The sequence below is a fragment of the Lysinibacillus sp. GbtcB16 genome (assembly GCF_019091145.1).
In the GTDB taxonomy this organism is placed as follows: domain Bacteria; phylum Bacillota; class Bacilli; order Bacillales_A; family Planococcaceae; genus Lysinibacillus; species Lysinibacillus fusiformis.
This window is the reverse complement of record NZ_JAGXJV010000001.1, coordinates 1,616,091-1,629,269: the sequence shown is the minus strand read 5'-3', so window position 1 is coordinate 1,629,269 and position 13,179 is coordinate 1,616,091. Positions and strand designations below refer to the sequence as shown.

Below are 13,179 nucleotides of genomic sequence, written 5' to 3'. Positions count from 1 at the left end.
ACCTTCATGTTGTTACAGAAGGCATGCAAAAGATCCACATTAAAAAAACGCTCCTCATTTAGAGGAACGTTCTTTTTCTATATAATGAATGACATCTGCCATGATGGCATACATCTCTTTTAATTTCAGTTGCTTATTGTCCTTCACTTTTTTCGCTACTTTTTCAGTAACAATTTCTTTTTCAATTAAGCTTTCCCAGCTTGTTCCAGTCGATTCATCGATAAGTACATCTGACAAATATTGCGCCAGCTCATCTCGCGTAATAGCTTCATCACCCGTGCTATATACCTTATTAATGACAATCTCCAGCTTATCTTTCTTATCGGCTGTACTCTCTCCGCCGGCACGAATCATACTTTCTTTAAACATTTTAGCAAACTTAATTTTCGTTGCTTTACTGTCGACCTTTAAATCATTATCATAACCACCCACTACAAGTCCATAGTTAATTAACGATTGAATGGCTTCATCATACCATTCGCCTTGATAAGGATAGTCCACAGAAAATGAATCGATATAAGCACCTTGTTTATCCAATTGCTCTCTTAATGTAGCAATTAATTTTTTATCCTTGCTCATTTCTCTAAAAGTAACATCTTGTTGAAGAGCCAGTGCTGCCGCTGTCCCTGCCGCTTCCCCAGTCACCATACCAGTCGGAACAATACGGGCACTTCCTGCTGCTAAAGATGAATAACCTGCAGATCGTCCTACAACAAGTAAACCATCAATATCCTTTGGTACTAGAGATCGGAAAGGAATCGCATATTGCTTTGGTGCAGAAATGACATAGCCATAATCATGTGGTGTTTGAGCCTGCACATCTACCGGATAAGAGGCAATGCCAATGCTATCCCAATGATCGCGATTTTGCCAAATATCGGACATTGGTAATTGATATTCCGCCCAGATATGTCTAGTTTCTCGTACATAAAGCTCTTCTGGGAAGCTGACGATTTCTGCTTTTTCAAATCCAGGGAAGTTTTCCTGTAAATATTTAAGTACATGCAATGTTTCTTTTTTACCTGCAGCAATGGCCGCCTGCTTCGAATGATCATTTAAGCCATCAATCCCGAAAATTTGTAAGGCATTAATAAAATATTCATCATCCACTCGCGCTAAATTTAACCCTCTTAATCTTGTACCTTCTTGTAAAGGTGTATATTCATCATGAAGCTTTGTAAAGCCCCACATAACGGTATGATTCAAGTTAGCCCCGCCAAATACATCTGACTTCGCCGCTTTCTTTACTTGATCCCAGTCCACATTTTTCAAATGAAGCATTAATGTTACAGCCATGCGCTTATCCTTTATCCCTATATCTTCACCACCAACGAAGAAAGGAACTTTAGACATTGTAGCAAAATCCGCATCCTGTGTAGCATCTATGAATGATTTTCCTTTAACGACATATGTACCGTATTCATTTTTTAGCTCAACAGACGTTAGTTGGTGTTGTTGAAGATTCGCTTTGACAACTTCCGTTTGCACCGACAATGTTAAATTTGGTTCCTCATCAATCAGCTTTTTAAATGCTGCTTTAGCTCCGACGATACCAAAAGCATCATTACCTCGAACAAGCTCATGCCATTCTTTAAAAATACCTTCACTGATGGAATTATTATGACCATCTCGTGGAATATCTAGGAAATTCAACATCCCATATGTAAATAATCCACCCAACTCTTCACGTTTTTCTACCAATAATGTTTTAGCCCCATTACGTGCTGAAGCAACCGCAGCAGCGACACCCTCAGGCTCACCACCAATGACAATTACATCATATTCAGACTCTATATTGCTAATTGGTACTGGCTTTTTATACTCATCCACTAATTTATTGTATGCCATAGAGTTTGTTATTTCTTTGATAAAATAGTAGCTTCCAAACCCAAGTAAAACTACTAAGATAGAAGTGGCTGTCCATAATAAGCCCTTACCCATAATATACCTCCGATTGTTAATATTTCCAATAACATGTTTATTTTATCATCATTTCCGTCTCTTAAAAGAGCTGAATGTCCTATTAGTTCCGTTGCCGAATATTGTATGGCCTATCATTTACTATAGTATTTTCCTATAAAATTAGCGTAAAGGATACGTGTATTCCATCATATAGAGGATTGGGATATTTTTTCCGATTTGCAGACAAGGTTCGTTTCGTCACTTCATTAGGCAGTCAAAACGGGGATGTGCGTATGGGCACAAGTAGATAATCAGGATAAATTGTACCTGATAAAAAAACAGTCAGAATCATTTTAGTCTATATTTTTGGCAATAAGCAACTAAAACCCCCGTGGTAAATGATGTCAATTTACTATTCTTTTTCAAAAATAGTTAAATACACTACTATGTAGACGCATCATCTTCAAATAAAGTTACAGGAAAAAAGATATTTTCATTAATCTTTCATGCGTTAATTTCATCCGTTCCTCCAGCATCAATTTACCATTTCACTTCCAACTCAAAATTTGTTATGTTATCTAGTAAGAAAGAATTTTCAACTACTTAAACTTAGAAATAATAAATGAGGTGTATGTATGGATCGATTTGAAGTTTCTTTTAAAAATAAAGCTGTGCGAATCTGGTTTTACACGGTATTCCCTGCCACTATATTAGCTATTATCTTTATTATTATTTTGCCCAATGAACAAAATAAATATGTTTCATTAGGTTTGTCACTAGTTGTAATCGTATATTATATTTGGTTTATTTTTTATACGAAAAAGCAACGCAAATAATAGAACATGTTGTGCTGGAAAGTAAACTCAAACTAATGGCCATGCCCCATTCCAATCATAACGAACCGAGTAAGCAAAAATTGACTGGCTCAGGATCATTACAGAACCTAAACCAGCCAAATCGCTGTATCTTGAATAAGCAAACTTTAAGGGTGTAATACCTCATGATTATGCCCCTTTACGTCTACCCGGTAATTTCCAAAAGTTTTTTTTCTATCATCTGAGCTTAAATGGCCAAATCTATTATAACCAAAAATATAGATGCCGTTATTATTTATTTTCCAGTTATATGAATTGCCTATTGTATCAAAACCATAATAAAACCCTGGCTTGCCTAAATAATCAGTAACCCATTGCCCATTTGTTCGTGTGGCAGATTTAAGATTACTCGTTTCATGAGCATTTACAATACCACGCTCATATCTTGTTAGATAATAGACATTATTCTCATAAGGTTTTACAGCTTTAATCGGTGCTTTTTCTACGGCTACTCTTGAAATGGATTGTCCATCCACATAATATAAAATAAATTCTCTTGTAGTGTTATAGGCGTAGTCCATATAAAAATTGCCTATATCTGTTTTAATCCAAATATCCCCTAATTTAATGTTATTTTTATCCTCAACAAATTCCTTATAAACAAATGGTTCAAAATCAGAAAAATAATTGCTATAGAATAATTGACCCTTTTCTTGGATTACTGCCATAAAACGATCGCTATAGACAATTGATTTCCCCTGAAATAGCCATTCACAAATACGGACAAGTTTAAGATTTTCAAGCTCCGCTGCCTTTTCATCTCTAATCATAATCAACCTATAAGGTTGTGCATTTTCATTTTTTAAATAGACTACTTTCTTATCAAAAGCCTCCCCTATATATCTTAGAGGAATATAGGTAGAATTATGATGAAGGCTAGCAGCAACGTCCATTTGAATAGATTGGCCATTCACATCAAAAGCCTTGTTTCCGATTTTCAAGGTTATTGTTTTATCAGAATTTTTTATGGCTATAGTATTATTTTTAGCATTGAAATCGACTTTTGCGCCAAACCCTTCAGAAATAAAGCGAAGTGGCACTAAGGTTCTACCATCTTTGACAATTGGCTGTACCGTAGAAACCATATTACCATTGACAAATGCCATTGAGCTTTCAGGCGACATAATGATACTGTTTTGAAGATCATTTTCTGTTATATCATGATAATGTTCACTAAGATTTGCTGCCTGCGCAGTTTGACTAAAAGGCAACATCCAGAAAAAAATGACACCTGTTATAATAATTTTTATCTTCATATTATACTCCTCTACATGATTTGCTTATTTTAGGTATGCATAGACGTCTACATTTTCCAATATAAGCTAAATTATACACTTTGCTATTGAGAGTTGCCCAGAAAATTACATTTTGTAATTGATAGATTATTTTGTTTTAAAATAAAATTAGTAGCTCGAAGAAAGGATGTTAAAATGCGAGGTATTTCTTTCGAGATTAATAATGAATATGGCAAGTTTTTATCTGATATTTTTTCAAATATCATTGATCCTTCTTGGTATTGGTCAGTAGGTCCTGGAGAGTCTTACAAAATAGAAAAAGGAACACTTGGTTCAGATTTATTCCCCCACAGTGTTAGTTTAAATGGTCCATCATTCTAAGAATATATTTCAACTAATGAATATTATTTAATATTTATGGATCTAAAGGCTTTTAATAATATGGAAGAGGTAGTGGAAATTAAAAGTTATGACGATTTTTTAAAGAGTACTTGTGAACTTGCACTTTTAATTATAGATTCATGCTATGTCTCCATTTTTTCAAAAGATGAGTCAATTACTCATAAACTTTTCGTACGTGCAAAAAATTTTCATTACACTAATATTAACTATATCACTAACGAAAATGATACGCTTACTAGTTTGACAGTATGGGGATAACTAATTGATTACTAAAAAACTATGTTGCCAAAAATCACAACATAGTTTTTTTATTTTAAAATTGTGCTGGGTAAACACCTGATCTTGGATTAGGATGACTCTTATGGAACATCAGGTGAATTATGTAAATCCTTACCACTTTCATCAAAATAACGTCTTTGTTTTATTGGACCACATGAGATTAAATCCATAGACGAATAAATAGTTGAAGAAAATGGGAGACTACTTCCACCACAAGTTGAATGGCTCGTAGTTTACCCTAGTACCATCCTAATAAATCAAGGAAAGTGATTATACGCCTGATATGATTAATAAAGTATTCGGACATGTTCTGAAAGAAATGGAAATAGAATCCATATCTTTATTCAGTAACAATTTACCGATGGCTGGGCAAGAAATGGGACTAATAAATACATCCAACGACAATAAACCTTGCTGTCGTAATGTTTATAGACTATGGAACATATTTCATGATAAACTGTGAAAACTATGCAAAGTATAACAACAGCTAGGACGGAAATCCCATAACATCAACCTTCTAAAGGTTTTTTCGTATTTTTGAACTGTGCAAGATATAGCATATTAATGCTTTGTTTTGGGGCGAATTGGGGCTAAAAATATTGCTTGGCAGCGTAAAAATGGGAATAGATAATGTAAACTTGAAATAATGTATACGCGATTGCACTATCTGTAGCTAATTTCATGCACCTATCTAAAATATCTTGTGCTTGGTCCCTAATGGCTACAGGTACCGTTACATCTAGGTAAGCACGATATCTTCTCATGTTCCATCCCCGAGGAAGGTGTAATGAAGCAATAGTTTTTCTTCCTAGAAATTCCTTTTTAGTATGGCGTTACCTAGCTCGATAATCGCATTTATTGTCGGAGTTTCAACTCCAACAACTTTGCCAAGTTCAGAAAGCGGAACTAAACCCGTTGGAATATCCTCAAAAAGATACCTGTTATTTAAAGAAGATGCTCCCTGAATATCCTTATAAGCTGTAACATTCTGAATTCTGTCGTACAGTGTTTCTCCATTCACTCCATAACTAAAATTATACCATTCAGAAATAGACGGCAACTCAGCCCCTAGCGCTTTTAAAAACGACTACTTTTATGCAGTCGTTTTTTACATTTCATTATTTAAATCCTTGCCAAGCCGTACTTCTCAAGCTACTATTTATATTCGTTTCAAATTGAATTAAAGTACCGTTATTAATCATGATGTTAAAAGGCTCTGCATAATTACTATAGCCTTGCGAATATGCTTGACGCCCTTTGCTGTTATTTAATAAATCCATAATGCTAGCGTTATTAAATGTCTTATTAAAGAAAGATAAACTATTTTTCGATGAATTCCAATCAGCGTTTGCAGAACGTACAGCTGCTGATTGCATACAATTTATTTCAAATCTACAAAGTTTAGCGTTGTCCGTATTATTATTAAGATGATCTAATGCAATCAAAGCCACTTCATGTATATCCCCTACAACCCTAGCTTTATTAACACCTATATCATTACTATTCATGAAATTCCATGAAAAATGTCTTAACGCGTCAGATGCATTATCCCACGTCTTTAATACTCCATCTTTGTAAAAGTTTTTATCCTTTGCATAACGGATAGCGTGATCTCTGGCTCCATTGGAATTTTGGAATGCTGCAGCAATCTCAGAAGGTGATAATACACCATTAGAAAGATGAAGTTTTCCTTCTAGTGTCTTTAATGCCACAGAATCAATATTAGGCAATCCATATGAACTGTATGGAGTGATAGTTACAGACTCTTCATTAGACTTATGTAAATCTAAATCAGGATCTATTTGACTCAAAAATGCATTTATTCTTTCATTTAATTCATCTACATCTATATCTTGTGTAGAGTTTAATTGATTTTCTGTAGTATGATTTAAATTACTTGGTTGGATAGAAGAAAAGTAATTTTGAACATCTTTTTGTAATTGGAAGTTTTCAGGATTATCTAAATGAGACCAATCATTAGAATATTTCCCTGTTAAAGGATCTTTCGTTATGAATTCTTCGTCAATGGATAAAGAATTATCTGAAGCAAAGACTGTACTTTCACTAATACTTAAAATGAATAGCAAAGTGAAAATCATAGAAAAATAATATTTTTTCATTGTAAAATTCCTCCTTTTATATTAAATTATAACATATAAATGGTTGATCGATTGTTGAATAAATTTTCAGATAATAAGACAAATTAAAGAAGGAGATAGTAAATGTTTTTTATATTAATTGGAGTTTTAACTATTTTATCTATTGGGATTACTTATTTTTGGATGTTAGGGAGTCAAGTTTATATAGACCTTAGTCGGAGTTCTGCAGCTTCTAACTTTCCAGGAGATATAACAGCTACACAAAAAATGATTTACCAAATTATTTTTCCTTCATCATTATTTGTAGCCTTATTAATTCTTACATTTTTACTTTATTTAATATTTAAGAATAAAACAGATTTCACAGTTGGAAAGAAAGTAGCTATGTATAGTGTATCCTTAGTTTGTACTGTGTATTTGTTTATCGAATTGTACATTTTTATTTTTTAAAAAAAGTGTATAAAAGGAAGTATGTTTGCAGTAAACAGCCAAATAATATGATGCTTTGAAATAAAGTTTGAGCAAAAATGCCTCTCAAACCCTTATTTTGCGTTTAATTAAGAAGAATTCCTTTTGAAAAAAGATTGATCAAAAGGGATTTTTCTTTAGCAGTTTTAAATTAGGTTTGATAAAAAGGCTTGATTATTTTCTACCTGTGTTGCTCCATAATCGCGCCCGATTGTTGAAGTTCGTGGATGACTTGCTCTATTCTCATCTAAGTCTGATAAAACCAATCCGTATCCCTTGGACTTGTCCAAGTCGCACAACAACCACGCCACTTTGTGCCAGGTTTGCATTTGAGCGATACCTTTTAGGATTCATCATCGGGTGGATTGCTGTAAATACGTCATTTACCTGAGTTCGGTACTCCACCGGGCTTAGGTCTTTTAATTTTTATTTCATTCGTTTGTGATTGTAGTAGTGAATATAGTCGTTGAGCTCCTGTTCAAAATGTGCCCTGGATTCAAATTCTTGTAGATACAGGAGTTCAGATTTTAATAAGCCAAAGAAATTTTCGATGACTGCGTTGTCCAAACAATTACCCTTACGGGACATACTTTGTGTAATACCATGTTGCTTTAATGTTTGTTGATACTTTTTCATTTGATAATGCCACCCTTGATCTGAATGAAGAATAACTTGATCACTTGATTCGAGGCGCTCCAATGCTTGTTCTAACATATTATGGACTAGATTATACACTGGACGCTTCATTACCGTGTAGGCAATGATTTCGCCATTTGATTGGTAATTTTTCTTGCATTTGAACTAAAGTATTCAACTTTTTTAAGTACGCATTCTCCATTTCTAATTGTTTGATTCGTGCTTCTGACGCCTCAACAGATCCTTCAGCTGGTGTTGACTTCGTTGTTAGTTATGTCTCTTTTTTCATAGATGAATGCCCCTTTTTCTTAGAAACAAGAGCATCATAACCACCAACTTCAAACTTCAACTTCCAATTCCGAATCATGCCAGGAGATGAAATATTGAATAGTGCAGCTGTGTCTCTCGAAGATGTACCTGTCTCGTTCATATAATTAAGTACATTCATTTTATAGTCAGCTGAATATTTTGTATAGGACTTTAAGAAAGTCTCTACGCCATTTATTTGATAACGGCGAACCCATTCACTGACAACCTCTGCTGTCACACCGATATCTTTCGCAATTTCAAGCATGGTTTCATATCCATTTAAATATCGTTGAACTGATTGAATACGTTGTTCAACACTTACTTTTGCCATAAAAAACCCCCGTGATAGTTAGATTGATGTCTAACTTTTACGGGGCAGTTCAAGTAGTCCCTGGTTTTTATATAAAACTAAGTTGAATTCGCCATTTCAACAAGTAACTCTTTTTTGATGGAATCTGCATATTTATTATGAACACCAGGAAAATTATTGGACATTGCTTTAGCATTTTTGAAGTTAGAGTCATTTGACAAGATAAGTAAATTTTCGCAATCGTGTCCTATGCAAAAAATATTTTGACCATCTAGCATACGAATTTGTTTACTATTTAAGGTATTCTTCTCAAAGAATATATTTTTTTGCGTGACCCACAATACTAGATCCCCTGCACATGATATTGGTATGACTAAAGAAAACAACTGTTTCAATTTGTCTTCATTTACAACTTCTATAATTTTATACTTTCCTTCTAAATCATAGTTTTTAGGATCAAATCCATATTGAACACAAAATGAATTGAATTCTTTTTTCATGTAATCTTCAACTTCAATGAAAAAGTACAGAGGAAAACCATTTATCTTTTTTATCCAAGAAGGAAACCAGTTCTCATTACATTCAGGTAAATAAAGCCCAGAAATATCAATAAGAAATTGAGGTAATTCTTTGATAGCAAAAGGCATCTTTTCTAAATAATCTTGGACATTCTCACAATCAATATTTACATATTCAAAGTAAAACCCCATAATTAACTCCTTTATATTTTCTTTTACCATACCCCACATATATTTCTTTTTATCAGTCAATGTATATCCTTTTATATACTGATCATTCCATCTGAAAACATAGTGAAGATTAGGATTCCCTAAATGAATGCCAAGATAATTGGATTGTTATTAGCATAACTAAAACCATTTAGCGTTAAAGGATCCATTGTATCGCCACGTACAGGATCTAACGATAAAAAACACCTGTATCTGAATTATAGTAACATGCCATTAAATAATAAAGTTTTGTATCCTCATCATAACGATACCCTGCATAGCGATATGGATTGATAGATGCCATTGTACCACTTTGGTTTATGATGTTGCCCCATGCATCATATGTGTATTCCGCCACAATAGTTCCGTTTGAATCGGTTAACGCTTGTACATCCCCACGATAGTTCGTTAAATAGTAATACGTTGAACCTCGATATGTCATTGATAATGGATGGTCGTTCTCGTCATATGTGTAGGCTTTGGTAATAACTCCATTTGCATCTTCTTCAAATAGGACTCGGTTCGTCATACCACTATAACGATAATACGTTTCACCATTACTATCTTTACTATACACACGACGACCATTCTCGTCATAACGATATGTTTGCAACTGTCATATTCGTTAGAGTCTTTACTTCTGTCAATTGATCAAAAGCTTCCATACATATTGGAAAGCACCATCATTTGTTACTGTACCGTTAGCACTCACTATATATGTTTTCTCACCAGCAGCGGTCATTTGATTCGTATCATTGTATTTATAGTTGATTGCAACTGGCATTCCATTCCGCACAGTTGTTTTGGATGTACGATTTCCTACTTCATCGTATGTGTAAGAAATAGCTAAACCATTGCTATATTGTTCTTTTATTAACTGATTTAATGCGTCATACGTGTAAGTTACCGTACCAGCATTATTTGTTATTTTCGTTATTTGCTTATTTTTATCGTACTCATATTCATTTGGACGCCAAGTTGTTGCATTATTTGTTTTCAAAGTTTCTTTTTGTAACTGATTGGCATGGTACGTATTTAGAATAGCTGCACCATTTCCAAAAGTTGTATTCTCTAATAAGCCATTTTTGTTCCATCCAAAGTTTGCTAACTCTTGTCCGTTGTAAGTAAGAGCTGTTGTCTGCCCGTTCGAATCTGATGTAAATCCAATTTTATTTGTGCTGTATTGAATACTTGATAGTTGATCCTCATTTTTATACGTGTAAGTAATCGCACGATTCACAGGTGCACTAATGTCTATTCTTTGTAATAGCTCATTTTCTGCTTGTGTGTACGTAACCTTTTGATTATTCAATGTATGATTAGTAACGGTCGTTATTAAACCGTCAATTTGTGTCGTATACTGATTTAGATTATTAATTTTCACCAATTCTGAATTAGTTCATTAGAGCTTGTATATTCAATTCTATCACCGGTTGCTTTTATGATCTCATTTAATTCACCATCTGCATTATATTTATAGTTTGTTACTTTTTCTTTGGAGTTTGTTTCTGATTCTATAGCATTTTGTGCATTATATTTGAAAGAAGTTTGTTTAACAGCAGTTTAATGTGTAGCACCATTGAGCTTTATACTTTCTTTCTCCATTTTCAGTGGAGAAGGTTAGTAAAAACGTTTCCCCTTTTTCAAACAAATCATATATTTCAAGGAGGCTGTTTTCGTTTTATTGTATATAGTATTCGAACTTTCTTTTTATTTCCCCATATAAGTATTAATATTACCCAGTTTACTAAATTTTTTATCAAAGGGTATTCTACTATTAAAGTTTTCCAACCAGTAGGTAGCTTTTTCCAATTCCTCGTTGTTTATAAAAATTTTAATAATTTTACTAAAATTAGGGCTGAAATAAAATTCTTGATGTTCCACAATTTTCAAGCCTTTATGGAAATACTCAGAAGCCTTATTATATTCTTTTAAATCTACATATAATAGTCCGATATAAATAAACGCACTTGATTTTTCTAAATCTGTTAAAGGTTCCTTTAAGCCAGAAATCATTGTGTCAATAGCTTTGTTTTTCATAAAAAAATATCAAATAGGTTCGCTCTTTTTACAATACTATTATATAATTTAGATGATTTATTTTGAGAAATACTAATTCTAACAACCTCCAACTATTTAATTTTTCTTAATAGATATCGTTCTGCATTAGATAGAGCTCTATCAATAGTTTTTCCAAGCCACGTTCTATCAAACCATGCTTCATATTTAAAAAGTTTACCTCCTAAATTCGCTGCTGAACTTGCAGCTCCTTTAAGAAATCCACCAGAAATATATGCACCAAATCCACCTGTGATAAAACCTTTAATTGCTGCTTTATTAGGTGCCCTATTCAACATAGTAAACCCCTTTAATGCCAATTTTCTTGCAACAAATGCGCCTACACCACCACCCCCTACAATTAACGCAAAATTGGTTAATGTATTAGCACGAAAATCAGCGAAAATCGCCTTAATAAAAAATCTTAACAATGATTTTAAACTATTTGCAATTGAAAATGTTCCATCTGGATCCACATTCATCACTGGATTATTATTCGCATAATTATAACCATTCAACGATAAAGGATTCATTGTATCACCACGTACTGGATCTAACGATAAGAACACACCTGTATCCGGATTATAATAACGTGCCATTAAATAGTAAAGCTTTGTACTCTCATCGTAACGATTTCCTGCATAGCGATATGGATTGATAGTTGCCATTGTACCGCTTTGACTCATAATATTGCCCCACGCATCGTATGTGTATTCCGCCACGATGTCACCATTTGAATTCGTTAGGGCTAGTACGTCTCCACGATAGTTCGTTAAATAGTAATACGTTGAATCTTGATATGTCATTGTTAACGGATGTCCATTATCGTCATACGTGTAGGCTTTTGTAATGACACCACTTGCAGTTTCCTCAAACAACACTTGGTTAGACAATCCATTATATCGATAATATGTTATACCATTACTGTCTTTACTATATACACGACGTCCATTTTCATCATAACGATAAGATGCAATTGTTAGTGTTAGGAGCTTTACTTCTGTTAATTGATCAAATGCATTCCAAACATATTGGAAAACATCATCATTTGTCACATTTCCATTTGGACTTACAGTGTAAGTTTTCCCACCAGCAGACTTCATTTGATTAGCATCATTATAACTATAGTTGGTTGTAGTTGTAATACCGTTTTGTAAAGTCGTTTTAGAAGTACGATTTCCAACTAAATCGTATGTGTATGAAATGGATAAACCATTATTGTATTGTTCCTTGACTAGTTGGTTTAAAGCATCGTACGTGTAAGTGACTGTACCATCTTCATTCTTTATTTTGGTTATTTGCTGATTTTTATCGTATTCATACTCATTTGTACGCCAAGTGGTTGCACTATTTGTTTTCAAAGTTTCTTTTTGTAACTGATTAAAATTATACGTATTTAGGATAGCTGCACCATTTTTAAAAGTCTTGCTCTCTAATAACTATTTTTATTCCATGTGAAGTTCGCAGCTGGTTGTCCATTAAGTGTGAGTTTAGTTGTTTGGCCGTTCTCATCTATATCATACTCAATAGTATCTGTACCGTATTGAATACTTGCTATTTGAACCGTTATCCGCTGAACGAACAAAAAAATGGTTGATAGAATTACAAAAAGAACTCTTATTCCCAAAATTACTTTGCACGGATTACGTCACACACATTGCACCATCTTATTACTTCAAGGAATGAATGTGAAAGTAATTTCTGAAAGACTGGGAAATACACCTGATATGATTTATAAAGTATACGGACATATTTTAAAAGAAATGGAAATGGAATCCATATCTTTATTCAGTAACAATTTACCGATGGCTGGGGCAAGAAATGGGACTAATAAATACATCCAACGACAATAAACCTTGCTGTCATAATGTTTATAGA

General features: G+C 33.6%; 14 protein-coding genes and 3 pseudogenes. 4 read left to right on the top strand and 13 right to left on the bottom strand.

Annotated elements, in window-relative coordinates; translation table 11 throughout:
- Positions 1–54: 54 nt before the first annotated feature.
- Entirely contained in the window at positions 55–1,941 is a 1,887-nt protein-coding gene (locus KVT27_RS08210) for an FAD-dependent oxidoreductase (RefSeq protein WP_208704257.1), read from the bottom strand.
- Between the two features lie 596 nt (positions 1,942–2,537).
- Here KVT27_RS08210 and KVT27_RS08205 point away from each other — a divergent pair.
- The gene (locus KVT27_RS08205) at positions 2,538–2,738 is read left to right on the top strand and encodes a hypothetical protein (protein ID WP_036125787.1); all 201 of its coding nucleotides are present in this window, start codon (positions 2,538–2,540) and stop codon (positions 2,736–2,738) included.
- A gap of 146 nt (positions 2,739–2,884) precedes the next feature.
- Here KVT27_RS08205 and KVT27_RS08200 read toward each other — a convergent pair whose 3' ends face one another.
- A complete protein-coding gene (locus tag KVT27_RS08200) occupies positions 2,885–4,033 on the bottom strand; it encodes a copper amine oxidase N-terminal domain-containing protein (protein WP_254636071.1) in 1,149 nt (382 codons plus the stop codon).
- Between the two features lie 174 nt (positions 4,034–4,207).
- Here KVT27_RS08200 and KVT27_RS08195 point away from each other — a divergent pair.
- Positions 4,208–4,672, top strand: a pseudogene (locus KVT27_RS08195) (DUF2691 family protein).
- A 611-nt stretch (positions 4,673–5,283) separates the two neighbouring features.
- On the opposite strand, the gene KVT27_RS08190 reads toward KVT27_RS08195, so the two are convergent.
- The 3 genes and pseudogenes from KVT27_RS08190 to KVT27_RS08180 form a co-directional block, all read right to left on the bottom strand.
- Complete coding sequence (locus KVT27_RS08190) at positions 5,284–5,457, bottom strand: hypothetical protein (protein ID WP_217581106.1); 174 nt, start codon at positions 5,455–5,457, stop codon at positions 5,284–5,286.
- Positions 5,458–5,501: 44 nt separating this feature from the next.
- Positions 5,502–5,759: pseudogene (locus KVT27_RS08185) on the bottom strand (NAD/NADP octopine/nopaline dehydrogenase family protein); the annotation flags it as partial.
- A gap of 52 nt (positions 5,760–5,811) precedes the next feature.
- Positions 5,812–6,813, bottom strand: a complete 1,002-nt coding sequence (locus tag KVT27_RS08180) for a DUF6973 domain-containing protein (RefSeq protein WP_036125782.1) — start codon at positions 6,811–6,813, stop codon at positions 5,812–5,814.
- A 102-nt stretch (positions 6,814–6,915) separates the two neighbouring features.
- On the opposite strand from KVT27_RS08180, the gene KVT27_RS08175 reads away from it, so the two are divergent.
- Positions 6,916–7,242 (top strand): hypothetical protein, encoded by a 327-nt coding sequence (locus tag KVT27_RS08175; protein ID WP_036125778.1) that lies wholly within the window; start codon positions 6,916–6,918, stop codon positions 7,240–7,242.
- Positions 7,243–7,406: 164 nt separating this feature from the next.
- Here the strand turns inward: KVT27_RS08175 and KVT27_RS08170 are convergent, their stop codons facing one another.
- From KVT27_RS08170 to KVT27_RS08140, 8 genes and pseudogenes are all read right to left on the bottom strand, one after another.
- Positions 7,407–7,550 (bottom strand): hypothetical protein, encoded by a 144-nt coding sequence (locus tag KVT27_RS08170; RefSeq protein ID WP_217581104.1) that lies wholly within the window; start codon positions 7,548–7,550, stop codon positions 7,407–7,409.
- 136 nt (positions 7,551–7,686) lie between these two features.
- Positions 7,687–8,034: pseudogene (locus KVT27_RS27505) on the bottom strand (DDE-type integrase/transposase/recombinase); the annotation flags it as partial.
- Between the two features lie 133 nt (positions 8,035–8,167).
- Complete coding sequence (locus tag KVT27_RS27500; RefSeq protein ID WP_411814906.1) at positions 8,168–8,536, bottom strand: helix-turn-helix domain-containing protein; 369 nt, start codon at positions 8,534–8,536, stop codon at positions 8,168–8,170.
- 77 nt (positions 8,537–8,613) lie between these two features.
- Positions 8,614–9,285, bottom strand: a complete 672-nt coding sequence (locus tag KVT27_RS08160; protein ID WP_217581103.1) for a hypothetical protein — start codon at positions 9,283–9,285, stop codon at positions 8,614–8,616.
- A 148-nt stretch (positions 9,286–9,433) separates the two neighbouring features.
- Positions 9,434–9,856: an RHS repeat-associated core domain-containing protein gene (locus KVT27_RS08155; protein ID WP_052323549.1), complete on the bottom strand. Its 423-nt coding sequence runs from the start codon at positions 9,854–9,856 to the stop codon at positions 9,434–9,436.
- A 30-nt stretch (positions 9,857–9,886) separates the two neighbouring features.
- On the bottom strand, positions 9,887–10,627 hold the full coding sequence (locus KVT27_RS27235; protein WP_217581102.1) for an RHS repeat domain-containing protein: 741 nt from the start codon (positions 10,625–10,627) through the stop codon (positions 9,887–9,889).
- Between the two features lie 326 nt (positions 10,628–10,953).
- Positions 10,954–11,283, bottom strand: coding sequence for a hypothetical protein (locus KVT27_RS08145; RefSeq protein ID WP_217581101.1), 330 nt, complete (start codon positions 11,281–11,283; stop codon positions 10,954–10,956).
- Positions 11,284–11,375: 92 nt separating this feature from the next.
- Complete coding sequence (locus tag KVT27_RS08140) at positions 11,376–12,704, bottom strand: RHS repeat domain-containing protein (RefSeq protein ID WP_478337382.1); 1,329 nt, start codon at positions 12,702–12,704, stop codon at positions 11,376–11,378.
- 186 nt (positions 12,705–12,890) lie between these two features.
- On the opposite strand from KVT27_RS08140, the gene KVT27_RS08135 reads away from it, so the two are divergent.
- Positions 12,891–13,154 carry a tyrosine-type recombinase/integrase gene (locus KVT27_RS08135; protein WP_217581099.1) on the top strand — a complete coding sequence of 88 codons (264 nt, stop codon included), beginning with the start codon at positions 12,891–12,893 and terminating at the stop codon, positions 13,152–13,154.
- Positions 13,155–13,179 lie beyond the last annotated feature (25 nt).

What these genes read in the sequence shown, in the direction of transcription:
- KVT27_RS08210 (WP_208704257.1), bottom strand. Translation starts at nt 1,941, where the DNA reads ATGGGTAAGGGCTTATTATGGACAGCCACTTCTATCTTAGTAGTTTTA.
- KVT27_RS08205 (WP_036125787.1), top strand. Translation starts at nt 2,538, where the DNA reads ATGGATCGATTTGAAGTTTCTTTTAAAAATAAAGCTGTGCGAATCTGG.
- KVT27_RS08200 (WP_254636071.1), bottom strand. Translation starts at nt 4,033, where the DNA reads ATGAAGATAAAAATTATTATAACAGGTGTCATTTTTTTCTGGATGTTG.
- KVT27_RS08190 (WP_217581106.1), bottom strand. Translation starts at nt 5,457, where the DNA reads ATGAGAAGATATCGTGCTTACCTAGATGTAACGGTACCTGTAGCCATT.
- KVT27_RS08180 (WP_036125782.1), bottom strand. Translation starts at nt 6,813, where the DNA reads ATGAAAAAATATTATTTTTCTATGATTTTCACTTTGCTATTCATTTTA.
- KVT27_RS08175 (WP_036125778.1), top strand. Translation starts at nt 6,916, where the DNA reads ATGTTTTTTATATTAATTGGAGTTTTAACTATTTTATCTATTGGGATT.
- KVT27_RS27500 (WP_411814906.1), bottom strand. Translation starts at nt 8,536, where the DNA reads ATGGCAAAAGTAAGTGTTGAACAACGTATTCAATCAGTTCAACGATAT.
- KVT27_RS08145 (WP_217581101.1), bottom strand. Translation starts at nt 11,283, where the DNA reads ATGAAAAACAAAGCTATTGACACAATGATTTCTGGCTTAAAGGAACCT.
- KVT27_RS08135 (WP_217581099.1), top strand. Translation starts at nt 12,891, where the DNA reads ATGGTTGATAGAATTACAAAAAGAACTCTTATTCCCAAAATTACTTTG.